The following is a 17,476-nucleotide window of genomic DNA, read 5'->3' on the forward strand; positions in this document are numbered from 1 at the left end:
GGAGCGAACCGACCATGCTCGACTACAACCTGATCTGGGAAAACCTGCCGCTGTATTTCAGTGGCGCGTTATTGACCCTCAAAGTACTGCTGATTTCCCTGGCCTTTGGCCTGATGCTGGCCATTCCGCTGGCGTTGATGCGCGTCTCCCGCTCGCCGCTGATCAACTTCCCGGCCTGGCTCTACACCTACGCCATCCGCGGCACGCCAATGCTGGTGCAGTTGTTTTTGATCTATTACGGCCTGGCGCAGTTCGAAGCGGTACGCCAAAGCGTGCTCTGGCCGTATCTGTCCAGCGCGACCTTTTGCGCCTGCCTGGCCTTTGCGATCAACACCAGTGCCTACAGTGCGGAACTGCTGGCCGGCAGTCTGAAGTCCACACCCAACGGCGAAATCGAAGCAGCCAAGGCCATGGGCATGTCGCGCCTGACCCTGTACCGCCGCATTCTGCTGCCGTCGGCCCTGCGCCGGGCGTTGCCGCAGTACAGCAATGAAGTGCTGATGATGCTGCAGACCACCAGCCTGGCGTCGATCGTCACCCTGGTCGACATCACCGGTGCGGCGCGTACCGTCAGTTCGCGGTTCTACCTGCCGTTCGAAGCGTTCATCACCGCAGGCCTGATCTACCTGGCCCTGACCTTCATTCTCGTGCGCCTGTTCAAACTCGCCGAACGTCACTGGCTGGCGTACCTGGCCCCACGCAAGCATTAAGGAAATCCCATGGAGCACATTCATTACGTCCTGCCCTGGAGCGCCTGCGGCACTGAACGCACGCTGTCGCTGTTTCGGTTCGGCAGTGGCTCACGCAAGGCCTACATTCAGGCGTCCCTGCACGCCGACGAACTGCCCGGCATGCGCGTCGCCGTCGAACTCAAGCGCCGTCTGCGCGAGCTGGAATCACAAGGCCGCTTGACCGGCGTGATCGAACTGGTGCCGATGGCCAATCCGATCGGTATCGGGCAAATGTTCCAGGCCACCCATCAGGGGCGCTTCGAGTTCAACAGCGGCAAGAACTTCAACCGGGACTTTCCGGAACTGGCCGAAGCCGTGGCCGTGCACCTGGAAGGCCAGTTGGGCGCGGATGCCGAGGCCAACGTGGCGCTGATCCGTCGCGCGATGGTCGAGGTCATCGCCGACATGCCGCTGGCCGAATCGGAACTCGACGGCCTGCGCCGCCTGCTGTTGCAGCACGCCTGCGATGCCGATGTGGTGCTGGACCTGCACTGCGATTTCGAGTCGATCATGTTGCTGTATGCCCTGCCGCAAAACTGGCCGCGCCTGCGTTCACTGGCCGCACGCCTCGACGCCGGTGCCGTTCTGCTGGCCGAGGACGCCGGTGGCAATGCCTTTGATGAAGCCTGCGCGATTCCCTGGTTGCGCCTGGCCGAACTGTTCCCGCAGGCAAACATTCCGCTGGCCTGCGTGGCGACTACCATCGAACTGCGCGGCATGGCCGACACCGATCGTGAACCGTGCATGGCCAGTGCCGAGCAAATCCTCGGCTATCTGGCCGAACAAGGCTTGATCCGTGGCGACTGGCCAGACGCGCCGTCCACCTGCTGCGATGCAACGCCCTTCGCCGGCGCGCAATACGCCTATGCGCCACACCCCGGCGTGGTGAGTTTTCTGCAACCGCTGGGGGCTCGGGTCTCGGTCGGTGACCCGTTGTTTGAAGTGATGGATCCGTTGACCGATCGCCACAGCGTGGTCACGGCCAGCACCGACGGCATCCTTTATGCCCGCGAACGTCTGCGCTTTGCCCAACCCGGGCTGTGGCTGGCCAAGGTCGCAGGCTCTACCCCCATTCGCCAGGGTCGCTTGCTCAGCGACTGACTCCAGAGAATCGACATCATGAACACACTTGAAATTCAGGATCTGCACAAACGCTACGGCACCCACGAAGTGCTCAAAGGCGTGTCCCTGGAAGCCAAAGCCGGCGACGTGATCAGCATCATCGGCTCCAGTGGCTCAGGCAAAAGTACCTTCCTGCGCTGCATCAACCTGCTGGAGCAACCCAACTCAGGCAACATCCTGCTCAATGGCGAGCAGCTGAAACTGGTCGCCAACAAAACCGGTGGGCTCAAGGCGGCCGAGCCGAAACAGCTGCAACGCATGCGCTCACGGTTGGCGATGGTGTTTCAGCACTTCAACCTCTGGTCGCACATGAGCGCCCTTGAAAACGTCATGGAAGCGCCGGTGCATGTGCTGGGCATGGACAAGAAGCTCGCCCGGGAAAAAGCCGAGCACTACCTGAACAAGGTCGGCGTGGCCCACCGCATGGGCGCCTATCCGGCGCACATGTCGGGTGGCGAGCAGCAGCGCGTGGCGATTGCTCGCGCGCTGGCGATGGAGCCGGAAGTGATGCTGTTCGATGAACCGACCTCGGCCCTCGACCCGGAACTGGTCGGCGAAGTGCTTAAAGTCATGCAGGACCTGGCGCTCGAAGGCCGGACCATGGTGGTGGTGACCCACGAAATGGGCTTTGCCCGTGAAGTGTCGAACCAACTGGTGTTCCTGCACAAAGGTCAGGTCGAAGAGCGTGGCAACCCGCGTGAAGTGCTGGTCAACCCACAGTCCGAACGCCTCCAGCAGTTTCTGGCCGGCAGCCTGAAGTAAGCCGTTCGCCGACCGTTGGCGTGCTGCACGCCAACGGTCGGCTTCGGATACACTGGCGCCCATCGGTATCGACACCTCTCTAAATCTCTCGTAGGAGCTGCCGCAGGCTGCGATCTTTTGGCGTTTACAAAGGACGCCGAAGATCAAAAGATCGCAGCCTGCGGCAGCTCCTACGGGTGATCGGATCACATGTGTAGATATCCATGCATTCATGTCGGGAACCATGCTTGGTCCCTTCCAATCTCCAGCGGATGTTGAGCCGGTTATGCCTACTCCTTCGAAAAACACCACGGTCTACGCTGCGCCGGTGATGCGCAAACTGGCAGAAATTCTTGCCGACTTGCAGCCGTCGCTGCGCAAGGTGGCGGACTTTATCCTGCGTCATCCGCTGAAGGCGGCGACCCTGACCATCGAAGAGATGGCCCATGAAACCTCCACCTCTCCGGCGGCGGTCAACCGACTGGCCAAGGCGTTGGACCTGGGGGGTTACAGCGGTATGAAAGCCGAGCTGGTGGCGACCTTGCAGCAGATGGTGTCCCCGGTGGACAAACTGCGCAACGAACTGGCGCACCGCCCCGGTGGTGCATTCGGTCTGCATGAACAAATCCAGAGCGCTACCAGCAACCTCGGCACCGCCGGCACCAACAACCACCCTGATACCTTCGAAGCCGTGGTCACCTGCCTGATCGAGGCGCGCAAGATTTACATCCTCGGGTTTGGCAACAGCGTCTATATGGCCGGTCTCGCGGCCTCGACACTGATGCCGTTCTGCGCTGACGCTACGGCAATCAGCATGGAAGGCGGCAACGAAAACGCGGCCTATCGACTGGCTGCGATTACCGACCAGGACGTGCTGCTGGCGATCTCGCTGCCGCGTTATTCCCTCGACACCCTGCAACTGTCGCGCTTTGCCTTTGAGCGTGGCGCGACCGTGCTGGCGATCACCGACTCACCCGCCTCGCCCCTGACCCACATTGCCCAGCATGTGCTGTTTGCACCCGCCGACCACCCGGTGCTGACCAGCTCCAACATCGCCGTGCTGGCCTTGATCGAAGGCTTGGTCGCCGGGGTGATGGCGCGTAACAAAGAGGCCGTGAAACTGGCGACCGAACTCACCGAAAGCGTGATGAATTACCTGCACATTCCCGGCAGCAGCAAAACCTCGAAAAAGTGAGGCTGCGCGTCACAGCCACCAGCGCAGCAGAAAAAAGAACCCCATGCTCAGCAGCATGCTGATCAAGGTACTGCGGGTGTAGAGCACCAGGCCGATGGCGACCAGTGAACTGATCAGGTACGGATTATCGTACTGCAAGTTCAATTGATGGTCGGGCATGAACACGATCGGCCCGCAGATCGCCGTGAGCATGCCCGGCACCGCAAACCCGAGAAACTGTCGCGCGTTGCTGCTCAAGCGCACCGGCAAGCGTGGTTCAAGGAACACGTAGCGGTTGAGGAACACCAGCAAGCCCATGCCGAAAATAACCGCCCAGACCATCATGTGCGCTCTCCATAAAACTTGTTGCAGATAAACCCGGCGCTCATCCCGAGCAAGCCGGCCAGCACCAGCGCCGAGCCCCAGTGCCAGTAGTTGAACAACACCGAGCAAAACAGCGACACCGCCACACAGACGACCGTCGGAACGTTGCGCACCACGGGGGTAATCAGCGCGATAAACGTGGCGGCGATGGAGAAGTCCAGGCCCAGATGCTCAAGACCCGGAATGCTGCTGCCCAGCACAATCCCGGCCAAAGTGAAGATATTCCACGCCACATAAAAGGTCAGGCCCACCCCGAGGGCGTACCAACGATTGAACTGCTGTTTGTCATATTGACTGGTCAGCGCGAACAACTCGTCGGTGAGCAAAAAGCCCAGCCCTACCCGCCAGCGACCCGGCAACGGCGAAACCACCGGGCGCATGCTCATGCCATACAGCAAGTGTTGTGACGTCAGCAGCAAGGTGGTCAGCAGAATCGAGAAAATCCCCGCACCGCCCTTGAGCATCCCGATCGCCACCAGTTGCGCAGCGCCAGCAAAGACAATGCTCGACAGGCCCTGGCCTTGCAGTGGAGTGAGGTTGGCCTCAATGGCCATCGAACCCGCCAACAGCCCCCACGGCGCAGTCGCCAGGGACAAGGGCATTACGGCGGCGGCACCGCGCAGGAAAGCACTGCGCGGCAATAGATTGTCAGACATAGCTCTCTACAACGAAGGAAAGGTCTCTGACTGTGTCAGCCGATCAGCCTTCTGTCTTGAACAATCTTGCGCAATTGCAGTTCCAGGCGGGTGATTGAGCGCGGACAGGTAAAAAGTACTGCTCGATAGACAAGGCAGTGACGAGAGATGGTCTATTTTTAATGAGTGCCGACTTCGGGTCGTTTGAGTGCAGGTGAACCTTATCGCCGGATACCCGGTCGATAGGTGCAGTCTGGCCAAGTTTTCCGGTGACCCCGTCGGTGGTAACAACTGGCCCGTTTCATTTGCTGGAGAACGCCCCTTGATAACGACCCGACGCATGGCCACGCTCAAAGCCTGGGGCGCCCACGGTTTTACCGCAACCGGCGTGGTGACCGCCTTCCTGGCGACCCTCGCCTTGTTCGATAACCAGCCCAGAGCCTGCCTGCTGTGGCTGGGCGTGGCGCTGATCGTCGATGGCGTGGACGGCTCGCTGGCACGCAAGGTCAATGTCCAAACGGTACTGCCGCATCTCGACGGGTCGGTGCTGGATCTGGTCATCGACTACCTGACCTACGTGTTCATCCCGGCCCTGTTCATTTACCGTTACATCGACTTACCGGCCTACACCCCGCTGCTGACCACCTCGGTGATCCTGGTCTCGTCGCTCTATTGCTTCTGCAACGTCAACATGAAGAGCAAGGACAACTACTTCCAGGGCTTCCCTGCCGCGTGGAACGTCGTCACCCTGTGCCTCTACATCATTGCGCCGACACCCTGGCTGACGCTGCTCACCATCATCGGCCTGGCACTGTTGACGGTGACCCGGATGAAGTTCCTTCACCCGTTTCGGGTGCGGCGGTTCATGCCGATCAACATTGCCGTAACGTCCATCTGGTTGCTGTGCAGCCTGTCGCTGGTCCTCAACCACCCGACCGTCAATCCTTTGGTCATGGGACTGTGGCTCGCGATGTCGGCTTACTTTCTGGGGATCTGCATCTGCCGCACCGCCGCGGACTGGCTCGAGCGCACCCATCACTAATGGAGGCATGAATGCCTATCCATATCGTGCAACTCGGCTCACCCCGAACACCCCATGAAGGCCTGCGCCTGGGCACGGTCCGCCGCCCACCTCGCGGCGTTCCGAAAGCCGAATTCGCCAGCCGCGACTTCTACGACACCTGGCTCCCCGTGCTCTCCCCCAGCCCAGAGTTGGTGGCCGAAGCCAAAGCTGCGGAAGACGAAAAAGACTGGGAAGCCTTTCGACGCAGATTCAAGGCCGAAATGAACCACCCGGCGCCCAGCCAACTGCTGGATCTGTTGGCCGCCCTGTCCCATCAAACATCGCTGGCCATCGGCTGCTACTGCAAGGAAGAACGCCACTGCCATCGTTCGGTGTTGCGGGAGCTGTTGAATGCTCGTGGGGCACAGGTTGTCGCGCCGGTCGTATAGACGATGGTTCTCATTTTGCCCGATTGTTCCCGGATTATAATGTTTAGGCATCCCAACCCGCCCAGGAGAGCCTTGCCATGAACTCGCCCAATCTCCACGAACGCCTGACCCGCGAAAATGCCATCCTGCTGCTGGTCGACCATCAGGTCGGCCTTTACACCGGCGTGCGCGACATCGACACACTGGCCCTCAAGCACAACGTCGTCGGCCTGGCCAAGGCAGCGCTGGCGCTGAAGTTGCCGATCATCGTCACCACGACGACCGAGAAGATGTGGGGGCCGCTGATCCCCGAACTCGCCGAAGCGCTACCGGGCATGAAGCGCATCGAGCGCACCAGCGTCAATGCCTGGGACGAGCCTCGCGTCGTCGATGCGGTCAAGGCGATCGGTCGCAAGAACCTGATCGTGACGGGTATCTCGACCGACGTTTGCCTCGCCTTCCCGGCGATCTCGGCCATTGCCGACGGCTTCAACAGCTATGCCGTGATCGATGCTTCCGGCGGCTTCACCCAGACGCAAGTCGACATGGGCGTAGCGCGCATGCAGCAGGCCGGCGTGATCCCCGTCGGTTATTCGAGCGTCGCCGTCGAGATTCTGGCCGACAACGCCGCCCCCGAAGCCGAGGCCGTCTACGCTGCGCTCGACATGCCCTTCGCCGGCTTGGTGTATGGCCTGAAGCAGTACTTCTCGCACAGTTGAGCGCCTACCGATTCAGCACGCGGCAAAGCTGGGCCAACAACCGTCTCTTACCCTTGAGTATCTTTCGCAGGGGGTGACCATGAAACGATTCATTGACGGTAACGGGACCTGCAAATCGAAACGCCCCCCTTAAAAAGGGGGGCGTTTCGATTAGTACCGATAGGTTGCCTGCACTGAAAATACATTCGCACTGTTTTCGTAATTGGCGCTGTATTCAGGTTGAAGGCCGGAGTTGTTCGACTGCTTTACCGAGACTTTGGAATCCCAGAGATAACCATAAGCAAAGTCTATCGTCAGATCGGGAGTCGGCAAATAAGCGCCGCCCAAGGTCACGACTTGGCGGTTACCCACCGGAACGCGCACGCTGCGATCGGCATTTCCTACGGGCGACGGATCATAGGCGTAGCCTGCGCGCATCAGCCATTGCGGGGTCAATTGATAGGATGTGCCCACTGCGGTGGACCACGTGTCGTGCCAGTTCAATGGTTCGCCCACACGCTCCAGACCCGCACTCTGGCCAAGGGCGGAAACATCGCTGTTGATTGCCTCGAACTTTTCGAGCCGGCTCCAACGTTTCCAGGTGGTCCCCAGGTATCCCGTCCAGCGACTATTGAAATGATGGGTGATGGACGTATCCACCGATTCGGGCATAGTAAGATCTATCTTGGCGGGATATTTTCCGTCCAGCGGGATAACGCTTGGGGAGCCGGAAACCTCAGTATTCCCTTTGAGGTGATAGTTCACCTTCGAGTGATAGTTAATCCCCCAACTCGTTGCATCACTCACGTCAACCAAGAGGCCGACGTTGTAGCCAATTGCCGTGTCATCGCCTTTGATGGTGACCCGTGTGTCCTGGCCATTGTTCAGGGCGCCGGTGGCCAAGTAATTCTGAAGGTTTGCATCGAAATGGTTTATGGTCGGTCCGCCACCAATGGACACATAATCATTGATCCGATAGGCAATGGTGGGCTGCAGGGTTACCTCCTTGGTCGAGCTATAGGAACCATGATAGCGGCCCTGAAAACTGCTCTCGTAGTCATTGATCAGACCACTCGGAGCATAGAGGCCCAGACCAATCGAAAGACGATCATCAAGCGGCGTCGACATATAGGCGAAGGGCACGACCGCCAAAGGTACCGAGTCCCCCTTATTCGTTCCTGCGACACTGCTCTGCGCATCACTGATGTCGTCGCTCCCCGAGATGATCGCGGCCCCGCCGGAAATCTCACTGCGCTGTAACTTGGTCAAGCCTGCAGGGTTTCCGTAGATGGTGCTGGCGTCCAACGCGGATGACGACCTTCCCGCATATGCAGTTCCCGCACTGCTGGCACTTTGTTCGTTAAGCGCAATACCATTGGCGCCTGCAATTGTAGAGGCGCTGAGCAGTGCCATGGCACTGGTGAACTTGATCCACGCAGCACACGTTCGCTGAGCAGAGAGACACGGGACCGCACGGCTATTCAGTTGCATATTCCACCTCTTATTTATTGTTTTTGTTGATTGCACGCAGGCAAGGCTTCGCCTTCCTGTGCACTTGTCAGTGCCGGTTGGAGTGGGTAGAAGTTGTGTAAAAAACCCTGGCGGATTAGTACCAGGGCATGTGTGCTGGACTTACGGAAGCGAATTCGGGCTCATTTAAGCCACTCGACTTGAAAGCTATAGTGTCCCAGGAGAGGAGCCAGGACTTCTCGACCAGTTCCGGCCCTGATACAGGCGACATGCCCACGGCGATTATCCTGCACGACCTCCACTGCAATACCCGAAAGCCCCAGGCGTTCCACTTCCTTATGGACCACTCTGGCAATCTCCCGCTGCTGCAAGGCGGGCTTGAATATCTTGCCCACGGCAGTCAGTGGCAGCGCTTCGAGAATTTCAATGCGCTTGGGAACTGCTGCCCGCTCGCTGATGTTGAGATGAGCGAACGCCTCAAGTTCTTCGGCGCTGCAGGCTTGCCCGGGTCGCAGTTGAACGTAGGCGACCGGCACCTCGCCCGAGTAGACGTCAGGGCTGCCGATTGCAGCGGCTAAGGCCACGGCGGGATGCGCCTGCAAAGCCTCTTCAATTTGCTTGGGATCGATGTTGTGGCCGCCGCGGATGATCAACTCCTTCTTGCGTCCGGTCAGCCAGAAGTAACCCTGCGCATCCTGGCGTCCCAAATCGCCGGTATTCAGCCAGCGCTGACCATCGATATCGATCCAAAGGCCCCGGTTATGACTCTCCTCCAGATAGCCACCAAAGAGGTTCGGGCCACTGATCGTGATCAGGCCGATCTCATCCACGTTGGCGTCACGCAGGTACTCTCCGGCGTCATTGAGCAAGACCGCGCGCATATTCTGATAGGCGATCCGTATCCCGATGGAGCCCATACGGCGCTCGCCATGGGGAGGATTGACCGAGGAGACACAGGCACCTTCCGTGAGGCCATAGCCTTCGAGGATCTTCACCCCGGTCCGGCTCTCGAATTCACGGAAAAGCTCAGCCGGCATTGGTGCGGCGCCACACATTGCATAACGAAGACTGGATAGGTCGCGGCCCTGCCATTCATTTTGCAAAAGTGCCGCATAGACAGTGGGTACGCCGGAAAAGAAGTTGATACCGAAGTGCTCGACCATCTCCCAGAATCGTCCGATCACCCCCTCGCCACGATACCCATGAGGCGTCCCAAGGATCACATGGTCGCCTTGAGTCCAAGGCACCAGTCCAGTCACCAGTTGTCCATTGACATGAAATAGTGGCAGACCACAAAAGATAACCTGGCCACCATTGCGCGGCTGCAAGTGAGCGGCCACGGCCCATGCATTGAATACTTCAGAACCATGGGTGCGCGCGGCGATCTTGGGAAGCCCGGTGGTGCCACCGGTACAGATGTAGGAGGAGCATTCATCCGGGCGGATTTGCCGACCGCTCTTCAGGTATGTGTGCGGTTGAGTATTCATCAGCGATAGCCAATCGTGGATCGCGATCCCCCTGTGTAATTCTCGCTCCTTGAGTGCCACGGCTTTCAGGGCCCCACGCACAAGTTCGGTGACATAGGGTTCCATGCTGACCCAAACGACACTCCTGATCGCGGGTAACTGATCCAGCTGCGAAGCCAGTTTGGGCCACAGGTCGCTGCCCGGAGTCGGCGCGAGCGTCACCACCACAGATGCCTTCGCGGCATTCAGCAAGCCAGCCATCTGATTGGCTTCGAGCAGAGGATTGATCGCCATGACGATGCCTGCCGCCTCCCCTCCCCATATCGTGAAATGAGTTTCCGGCAGGTTGGGCAGGATGAAGGCAAGTACCTCGCCCGGTTTTATGCCCAGGTCATGGAAGGCATTCGCCGCGCGGGTGATATCCGCGAAAAGCTGGGAGTAGTTCCACTCATAGGTGTGCTTGAAATCGGCGGCATCGGCGAAGAAGCTTAGCGCCGGCGCCCGGGGGGTGCACTTGGCCGCCTGTCGCAGCGCTTCATAAGTGCTGGAAGCCAGGCCGCGCTCCGACAAGGGGACTCGTTCGATATTTTCGATGTCGCTCAGGGTCTGTACCGTCATCAGGCTTCCCCCACGACTCGGTTGCGTTGCACGCCAAGGTCGATCACGCCATCGGCGCTGCGAATGCGCGCCTCGACCACATCACCCGGCTTGAGATACTGCGTCCGGCCTTCCTGCGCCTTGAGGAAAAGCTTCCACTTGGTGGCTTCTGGCATCAGGGCCGCAATACGCTGTTTGGCAGGCGAAGGTACCGTTAGCGCACAGCCGGCAGGAGTGCCGGTGGCGATCAGGTCTCCAACGGCGAGATCTTGCACGGAGGAGAGCTCGGTCAGGGTTTCAGCGGGGCCGTAAACCAGGTTCGCCGTGCTGTCGTTCTGTCGCACCTGATCGTTGACCGTCAGGCGCAACTGCAGTGCTTTCAGGTAATGCATGTCCTTGGCATCCAGAAGGCAGAGGTAGGGGCCGACCGGGCCAAAAGTGCGGAAGCTCTTGCCCTTGTAGAACTGCATCTGGGGAATCTGAATGTCACGAGCCGAGTAGTCGTTGACGATGACTATGCCTGCGATGAACTCATGCAGATTGGCGTCGGTGACAGCAACAGCGCCGGTGATCGCGCGTTTCATCACCAGCCCCAGTTCGATCTCGTAGTCAAGGAAGCGCACGCTGCGCGGCTTGATCAGGTCACTGTCAGCCGCCACCAGGCAACTCGTCGCCTTGGTGAAGATCATGTTGAATTTCTTTGCATCCGGGTCCATGCCCGACTCGATCATGTGCTGACGGTAGTTGGCGCCCTGGCAGACGAACTGCTGGTTACGGGTCACCGGCGACAACAGTTTCACTTCGCCCTCCTCCAACTCCGTACCGTTCATTCGAGCGAGGTCGTCGATACTGTTCTGGCGAATGAAGTCACCGGTGGTTTCAAAAACACCGGGGACAACAGTGATACGGCCTTGGCGTAGCACGCCCCAGTGAATACCGTTCTGAAACTCAAAGCGGACTACGTGTACAGCAGACATTGAAGGTACTCCTGGAGCAGTGTTTGTCCCGCGCGCGGCGGCGCGAGAACTGTGGTTGTTGTTCTTAGGAAGGGCTGGCGGAATTACCCGAACATCCGCATAAGCGTTATCAACTTGCGAATGGTCAGGTCCGGGCTGCGTCGCAGGTTGCGGATCAGCGCACGCAGATTGGTCAAGTTCATCTTGGGTTTTGTAAAGCTCTTGGGCATGCGCTGCCCCCACTGCGCCATTGCCTCGGGGCTCACGGGATGAATGCCCGTAGGGTGTACGGCCGTGAAGATATCCCCGTCGCAGTAATGCTCGTGCTTATCGCCCCAAGGGTCTTGCCAGTAGTCGAAGATCTGACTGCCCAGGATGTGCCGGCCGATTCCCCATGAGTGCTCCCAACCCCGCTCCCGCAGGACGCGCTGCCCCATGCCCACCGCGTCTGCATCGACGACCTCATAGGCGCTATGGCTATAGGTAGCCATGAACCCTTGCGCTATCGCGAGCGTATGGTGAGCCGTGGGTATCTCACCGAGGTCAAGGCGCATGAAAGCGACGATAGGTGTGCCGTCGGGGAGTACCTGCACATCGCTGGGAATAAACCCGAAATGCTGCGTATACCAGGCACAGGTCGCCTGGTAGTCAGCCACTTCAATCACGATGTGGCCAAGTTTGAGTACTTCAGGCGGAGCAATCGGCGAGCGCTGCGTGGAGTTGATGCGCGGCTGCTCTTGCGCCAGATTCCAGGGAAGTGGGGCTCTGTGTACCAGCGTTTTACCTGGAGCCTGGTCGCATACAGCTTCCACAATGAACCCGCAAGGATCAGTCAGTCTGACGTAATGCCCGCCGCCGGGATGTGCCGATTTCTCGACCGGTGACGCGCCCGGGATTCGAGCCAGCTTTTGCAGATCCTCGAGAGACCGGACTGCCAGTCCGAACCCGACAAAGCGTGCATGTTCTGCACGATGGACACGGTAACAATAGGCAGCCGGTCCAGTGGCGCGCAGATAGAGCGTATCGGCGTTCTGATGACTGACCGTCAAGCCGAAGTCAGTCAGGAAACGTGCCGCCTCGTTCAAGTCCGGCCTTTGAAAGATCAGGTGAGTCAGATCCTGGGCCTTCACCGTCGGCTGCGGATGCCGGGCAGGATGTTGTGTCGTCAACTGGGGCATTTGGTTTTTGTTGTTCATTGTTCTTGTTTTCCGGTTTTTCAGGGCAAAGCGATCCCCGACCCCCTGAAAATGCCAGAGGTGTTTTTTGTTGAGTCAGTTACCGCGCTCAGTCGAGAGGGGGAAGTGCCGGCAACTCTTTGGTTGCCAGCGCTCTAGCCTCCTCGTGAGACACACCCAATGCCCGCAGCACTAGCTCGGCCGTGTCAGAACCCGATTCGCGCCACGTTCTATGCCCTTCCAGCACCAGGAAAATCGAGCCGAGGACGCTGCTCGATATCAGCGTCAGTACTGAGAGCAATTGATCCTGCGCAAACGTGTACCGCCCGCTGGATATCCCGCTCAGAAGATCAGTAGTCGCTTGGCTGCTAAACATTTCGCGCAACGAAGAGTTGCTCATGGCGAATTTATGTATGAATGCTCCCCACTGAGGGTCCTCGTGAGCTCGACGAATGAAGAATCGAATGCCATTGGCAAGACGCTGAGCCGGATCGGAGAGGGAGTTGAAGCTCTTGTTGACGCGCTCATGCATCTCCCGCGCGAGATAGCCCGCGACCTCCTCGAACAGGTTTCCCATGCTGTCGATATTGCTATAGATCGTTCCGCGCGCCACTCCTGCCTCTTGCGCAAGGTCGAGGATGTTCACCTGAGAGGTGCCTTTTTCAGCGAACAGGCGAAAGGCGGCTTGATGAATGCGGCGCTGTATCGGATTTAGGGATTTCACGCTCTCTCTCCAGAATTACCTTATGGCTGAATTGAACACTCGTGTTCAGCTGACGTCAACAAGGATTTTTGAATCAAGGGCGCGCATCACAAAAAAAACCGCTCTATGCCTCATGAATCTGAATGTTATGAGCGATGTGGCGAGGTCCATGAAGGGTCTTTAGATTTCTACATATTGACTTAATTGAACACGCGTGTTCAGCTCCGTCGTACTTCTGGCTCATCTTCTCGGTAGAGCCATCAAACCGGCCCATTGATGTAAACCAGGACCTCAACAAACCTGAGGAGCACCGTGCCTACGTTGCTCCTCAGGTATTGGTCCTTCCCGACGGCTGGCCGATTTTTCATCAACTGAAGGACAGAACATGACCGGCTCAAAGCTCTTCGAACCGCTTCGATTGCCTAACGGCACGGTGATTCCAAACCGAATCGCCAAGGCTGCCATGGAGGAGAACCTTGCCAATGAGGATCACGCTCCAGGGGAAGCGCTGGCCAGGCTCTATCGGCGTTGGGCGGACGGTGGGGCCGGCCTGATCATCACTGGCAACGTCATGGTTGATCGCCACGCCTTGACCGGACCGGCTGGCGTGGTGCTTGAGGACGATCGGAACCTGGGCAAATTCAGTCTATGGGCCGATGCTTGCCGCAGTCGCGGAGCCCAGGCCTGGATGCAAATCAATCATCCCGGACGGCAGCTATTGGCTTCAATGGGGCAATCAGCACGGGGGCCCTCCGCGGTTGCCGTCGACATTCCCGGACTATCCAAGGCTTTTGTGCCACCCAGGGCCTTGAATGAGCAGGAGATCGAAGAGCTGATTGAGCGCTATGCCCATGCTGCAGTGCTGGCCGAGCGTGCCGGATTCACCGGCGTGGAGATTCATGCAGCGCATGGCTACCTGTTCAGCCAATTCCTGTCGCCCTTGACCAACAGGCGTAGCGACCGCTGGGGTGGCAGCCTGGAAAATCGCGCGCACATTCTCCTGCAAACCATCGACGCCATACGTCAGCGAGTGGCACCGACCTTTTGCGTCGCTGTGAAGCTCAATTCCGCGGACTTTCAGCGAGGCGGTTTCGATGCTGAGGATGCGGCTCGCGTGGTGAAAATGCTCAACGCCAAAGCGGTCGACCTGGTCGAGTTGTCAGGTGGCAGCTACGAAAGCCCGGCGATGCAGGGACAGACCCGCGATGGCAGCCGCTTGGCTCGAGAAGCCTATTTTCTCGAGTGCGCGGAGAAGATAGGAGAAATTGCGCGCATGCCGCTGATGGTCACCGGCGGCGTGCGTAGAAAGGAGGTCGCGGAGCGAGTGGTGAGCGGCTCGGTGTCGATGGTGGGGCTTGCCACTGCACTGGCAATCGAACCGGCCCTGCCAAGCCAGTGGATGGCAGGTCAGAACACTGAAGTGGAGCCCATCGTCGTCGGCTGGAAGAACAAGGCACTGGCATCGCTTGCATTGGCGTCGGTCGTCAAGAAGCAGCTCGGCTTGTTGAGCCAAGGGAAGCGGACAAAACCCACGACGTCGCCACTCATGGCATTGATCGGCAATCAGCTGAAATCTCGTCGCCAGGCAAAGAACTATCGGCAATGGATTGGCCGGGGCTAACGGGCCGAAGCTAACATCAGGACTAGGGTAGCGGCTTACTGGCGATTCGCTTGGCTCTGGCAGGTGTTACGCCCAGAGCCTTGAGAATCATCTCGGCGACCCGCTGATCGTGCTCCGCCACCGCACGCCCCTCGACAACCGAGCGCATGGCTCCGGTTGTGCACGATACGACCATGTCCAGGGCGATCCCTTCGTCCTCGTAAGCGCAAATGCCCGTGCGCAGACCTTCACGCAGGTCGCCAAGCACATGGGCAGCCAAGCGCGAGCGCATGGTCTGATCGGAATGGATAATGCGCAGCAGTGCGTTGGCCCATTGATGGTCATACGCGGCCCGGCATACGAACATGCGCACGCCAATCGAAAGCCGCTGTGCGCCGCAGTGCACGTCCGAGCTCAGGGCGGAAATGGCATCGGAGAACTCGGTCGCCATGGCGATGCCAACCGCCTCGAGTACTTCATCGCGCGTTCGAAAGTAGTTGTAGATGGTGCCGTTGGACACCTCGGCCTCCGCGGCGACCTCGAGCAGTGCGATCTCCCCCACCTCCTTACGCGCGACAAGACGCAATGCCGCGTCCACCAGGCCGCGACGGGTGCGTTCACGCTTCTTGTGGCCTCGAGTGAGAGGCTCTTGCGCAGTGGCTACTGAAGGAGAAATGGGGGACGGCATCTTCAGGCTCTTAGTCGAGGTGGTTCGTTGATGGTAATGGAAACGCTATCGGCAGTGACATCATCGCTGGCCAAAAGACCTCGGCAGTCTCTGAGGAAACTGGCCACTTCTGCGCCAGGGGCGTGGTGCATGATGATACGGTCGGGGCGAATCGCGACGAGCGTGCCTTTAGCCGCCAGCGGCAGGATGTCATGGTTCATGTCTTCGATGAAGTCACAACGGCCGCCGGAGCGTTGGCCGCGTGTTTTGATTTCCAGGAAGTGGCCGCCCATTTTTTCCCATGAAACGACTTGAGCAGTGGTCAGCAGTGACAATGGGTCTACGCCGAAACCAACCAGGGTCAGGTTGTCCCCAAGAGCATCGTCGCTCAGTTGGATCTGCTTTTGCATGTTGCGAACCCAGGCCTGGGGAAACAGGCTGCCACGTACCAGCTTGTCGCCCCGACAGTGCTTCACGAACAGACCGTGTTTGAAGATGTTCTTCGGCTTGATGTCCAACTGTTCGAAATACCTACGGGTAGCAGGAGTCAACGTCAGCATGCGCATCAGGCCGTGGATGAAGAAAGCTGCGATCTTGTTCTTGGGCATCACCAGGCGGCCCATGAGTTTCGCCAGATTGATCATCGCCTGAGCATGGGGACGGCGCTCTATGTCATAGGTCTCGAGCACCGCAGGCGCGGCATGGCCGCGAAGGACCCAGGCCAGTTTCCAGGCCAGGTTGGCGCCATCTCGAAGTCCCGCTACAAGACCTTGCCCGACAAAAGGCGGGGTAATGTGCGCTGCGTCGCCAGCGAGGAAGACGCGTCCCTTGCTGAATCTGTTGCAGCAGCGCGCGTGGAATCGATACACAGCCTTGCGCTCGATTTCCAGCTCCTGCGGTTTGATCCATGGCGCAATCAGCCGGGCTATGCTTTCCGGGCTTTCCAGCTCTTCGCGCGATTCGCCGGGTTGTAGCATGAACTCCCAGCGCTCCCTGCCGCCGGGTGCGGGCATGTGCGGCGTTGGGCGCCGTGGATCACAGAGAAACTCGATGTGATCAATCGCTGACTTATGCCGGTTCTTGACATCGACAATCAGCCAATCCTCCGCATAGGTCTGCCCTTCGAACTCCTGGCCAATCAGTGTTCTGACCCTGGAGCTTGCGCCATCCGCACCGACCACGTACTGGGCGCGAACGGAATGCGAGTGACCCTCCTGATCCCGTACGGAGGCGACGACGCAGTCCGACTCCTCGACCAGACTCTCGAGCTCGAAGCCGCCCAGACTGGTCACTGACTTCAGCCGGGAAACCTGGCTGCGCATCGCTCGTTCGAGGTCGGGTTGATAGAAGGTCACAAGCTTGGGATGGCCGTCGATACACCCGGCAGTGTTGGCGCGACCGAATTGCCCGAGAACCGGGGAGTGCATCCTTACTTCAGGGATAGCGATCTTCTCGAAAGCGTCCTCCGACAATCCGGCAAGTTGCAGGATACGCAGCGCCTCGTTGTCCAGGGCAATGGCGCGGGGCATCAGTACGATCTCATGGAGCTTGTCCAGTACCAGTGTCTTGACCCCATAGCGGCCGAGCAGCGCCGCGATTGTCGCACCTACCGGACCGTTACCGATGACCAGCACATCGACGGCGTTGGGAGGCAGTTCGGATACTTTCTTGTTGTTGTTCATATCGAGCCCTTGTTGTGATTGAAGTCGTGGGACGCGCAGGTCTCATCGTCAGGCCATGTGAAGATATGAAAAATTGAGACATATTTCAATATTGATATTTTTGTCATTATTTTTTTGAGATCATTACCACACCAAAATGAGACCACGTGGGCTGTGCTCAGGGGGTCAGGAGTGGGGCGAATCGAGTCCGCTCCGAAGAGATGAATCCAGATGCCTGAGGAGTGAAGTCACGCTTGCGTCAGTT

Annotated in this window: 17 protein-coding genes; 8 read left to right on the forward strand and 9 right to left on the reverse strand. The window is 58.9% G+C overall.

The features are described from left to right. Positions 1 to 14: 14 nt before the first annotated feature. The 4 genes from BK659_RS13035 (at position 15) to BK659_RS13050 (ending at position 3,789) form a co-directional block, all read left to right on the forward strand. Complete coding sequence (locus BK659_RS13035) at positions 15 to 710, forward strand: ABC transporter permease (RefSeq protein ID WP_054597892.1); 696 nt, start codon at positions 15 to 17, stop codon at positions 708 to 710. 9 nt (positions 711 to 719) lie between these two features. Then, entirely contained in the window at positions 720 to 1,832 is a 1,113-nt protein-coding gene (locus tag BK659_RS13040; protein WP_123425468.1) for a succinylglutamate desuccinylase/aspartoacylase family protein, read from the forward strand. An 18-nt stretch (positions 1,833 to 1,850) separates the two neighbouring features. Then, the gene (locus tag BK659_RS13045; protein WP_123425469.1) at positions 1,851 to 2,615 is read left to right on the forward strand and encodes an ABC transporter ATP-binding protein; all 765 of its coding nucleotides are present in this window, start codon (positions 1,851 to 1,853) and stop codon (positions 2,613 to 2,615) included. A gap of 265 nt (positions 2,616 to 2,880) precedes the next feature. Beyond that, positions 2,881 to 3,789, forward strand: a complete 909-nt coding sequence (locus BK659_RS13050; RefSeq protein WP_123425470.1) for a MurR/RpiR family transcriptional regulator — start codon at positions 2,881 to 2,883, stop codon at positions 3,787 to 3,789. Between the two features lie 9 nt (positions 3,790 to 3,798). On the opposite strand, the gene BK659_RS13055 is transcribed toward BK659_RS13050, so the two are convergent. Further along, complete coding sequence (locus tag BK659_RS13055; protein WP_185015364.1) at positions 3,799 to 4,110, reverse strand: AzlD domain-containing protein; 312 nt, start codon at positions 4,108 to 4,110, stop codon at positions 3,799 to 3,801. Beyond that, positions 4,110 to 4,808, reverse strand: coding sequence for an AzlC family ABC transporter permease (locus BK659_RS13060; RefSeq protein ID WP_123425472.1), 699 nt, complete (start codon positions 4,806 to 4,808; stop codon positions 4,110 to 4,112). Before BK659_RS13060 ends, BK659_RS13055 begins: the two co-directional genes overlap by 1 nt. Before the next feature lie 319 nt (positions 4,809 to 5,127). On the opposite strand from BK659_RS13060, the gene pcsA reads away from it, so the two are divergent. The 3 genes from pcsA to BK659_RS13075 all read left to right on the forward strand — a co-directional run bounded on the left by pcsA (position 5,128) and on the right by BK659_RS13075 (position 6,937). Next, positions 5,128 to 5,829, forward strand: coding sequence for a phosphatidylcholine synthase (gene pcsA, locus BK659_RS13065; protein WP_401116623.1), 702 nt, complete (start codon positions 5,128 to 5,130; stop codon positions 5,827 to 5,829). Between the two features lie 11 nt (positions 5,830 to 5,840). Further along, positions 5,841 to 6,239: a DUF488 domain-containing protein gene (locus BK659_RS13070; protein WP_123425474.1), complete on the forward strand. Its 399-nt coding sequence runs from the start codon at positions 5,841 to 5,843 to the stop codon at positions 6,237 to 6,239. A gap of 77 nt (positions 6,240 to 6,316) precedes the next feature. Further along, positions 6,317 to 6,937, forward strand: coding sequence for an isochorismatase family protein (locus BK659_RS13075; protein ID WP_123425475.1), 621 nt, complete (start codon positions 6,317 to 6,319; stop codon positions 6,935 to 6,937). Positions 6,938 to 7,087: 150 nt separating this feature from the next. On the opposite strand, the gene BK659_RS13080 is transcribed toward BK659_RS13075, so the two are convergent. The 5 genes from BK659_RS13080 to BK659_RS13100 form a co-directional block, all read right to left on the reverse strand. After that, complete coding sequence (locus BK659_RS13080; RefSeq protein ID WP_123425476.1) at positions 7,088 to 8,407, reverse strand: outer membrane protein transport protein; 1,320 nt, start codon at positions 8,405 to 8,407, stop codon at positions 7,088 to 7,090. Between the two features lie 161 nt (positions 8,408 to 8,568). Continuing rightward, complete coding sequence (locus BK659_RS13085; RefSeq protein WP_123425477.1) at positions 8,569 to 10,470, reverse strand: acyl-CoA synthetase; 1,902 nt, start codon at positions 10,468 to 10,470, stop codon at positions 8,569 to 8,571. Beyond that, on the reverse strand, positions 10,470 to 11,426 hold the full coding sequence (locus tag BK659_RS13090; protein WP_123425478.1) for a fumarylacetoacetate hydrolase family protein: 957 nt from the start codon (positions 11,424 to 11,426) through the stop codon (positions 10,470 to 10,472). The genes BK659_RS13085 and BK659_RS13090 overlap by 1 nt, the downstream gene beginning before the upstream one ends. An 83-nt stretch (positions 11,427 to 11,509) precedes the next feature. After that, positions 11,510 to 12,601 carry a VOC family protein gene (locus BK659_RS13095; RefSeq protein ID WP_123425479.1) on the reverse strand — a complete coding sequence of 364 codons (1,092 nt, stop codon included), beginning with the start codon at positions 12,599 to 12,601 and terminating at the stop codon, positions 11,510 to 11,512. 88 nt (positions 12,602 to 12,689) lie between these two features. Next, positions 12,690 to 13,304: a TetR/AcrR family transcriptional regulator gene (locus BK659_RS13100; protein WP_123425480.1), complete on the reverse strand. Its 615-nt coding sequence runs from the start codon at positions 13,302 to 13,304 to the stop codon at positions 12,690 to 12,692. Between the two features lie 364 nt (positions 13,305 to 13,668). Here BK659_RS13100 and BK659_RS13105 point away from each other — a divergent pair, with 364 nt between their 5' ends. Further along, positions 13,669 to 14,904, forward strand: a complete 1,236-nt coding sequence (locus BK659_RS13105) for an NADH:flavin oxidoreductase/NADH oxidase family protein (protein ID WP_123425481.1) — start codon at positions 13,669 to 13,671, stop codon at positions 14,902 to 14,904. 22 nt (positions 14,905 to 14,926) lie between these two features. On the opposite strand, the gene BK659_RS13110 is transcribed toward BK659_RS13105, so the two are convergent. Beyond that, positions 14,927 to 15,571, reverse strand: coding sequence for a TetR/AcrR family transcriptional regulator (locus BK659_RS13110; RefSeq protein WP_123425482.1), 645 nt, complete (start codon positions 15,569 to 15,571; stop codon positions 14,927 to 14,929). A gap of 2 nt (positions 15,572 to 15,573) precedes the next feature. Beyond that, entirely contained in the window at positions 15,574 to 17,232 is a 1,659-nt protein-coding gene (gene mhpA / locus BK659_RS13115; RefSeq protein WP_123425483.1) for a bifunctional 3-(3-hydroxy-phenyl)propionate/3-hydroxycinnamic acid hydroxylase MhpA, read from the reverse strand. Positions 17,233 to 17,476: the final 244 nt, after the last annotated feature.

It is taken from the genome of Pseudomonas brassicacearum (assembly GCF_003732225.1).
Classification (GTDB): domain Bacteria; phylum Pseudomonadota; class Gammaproteobacteria; order Pseudomonadales; family Pseudomonadaceae; genus Aquipseudomonas; species Aquipseudomonas brassicacearum_E.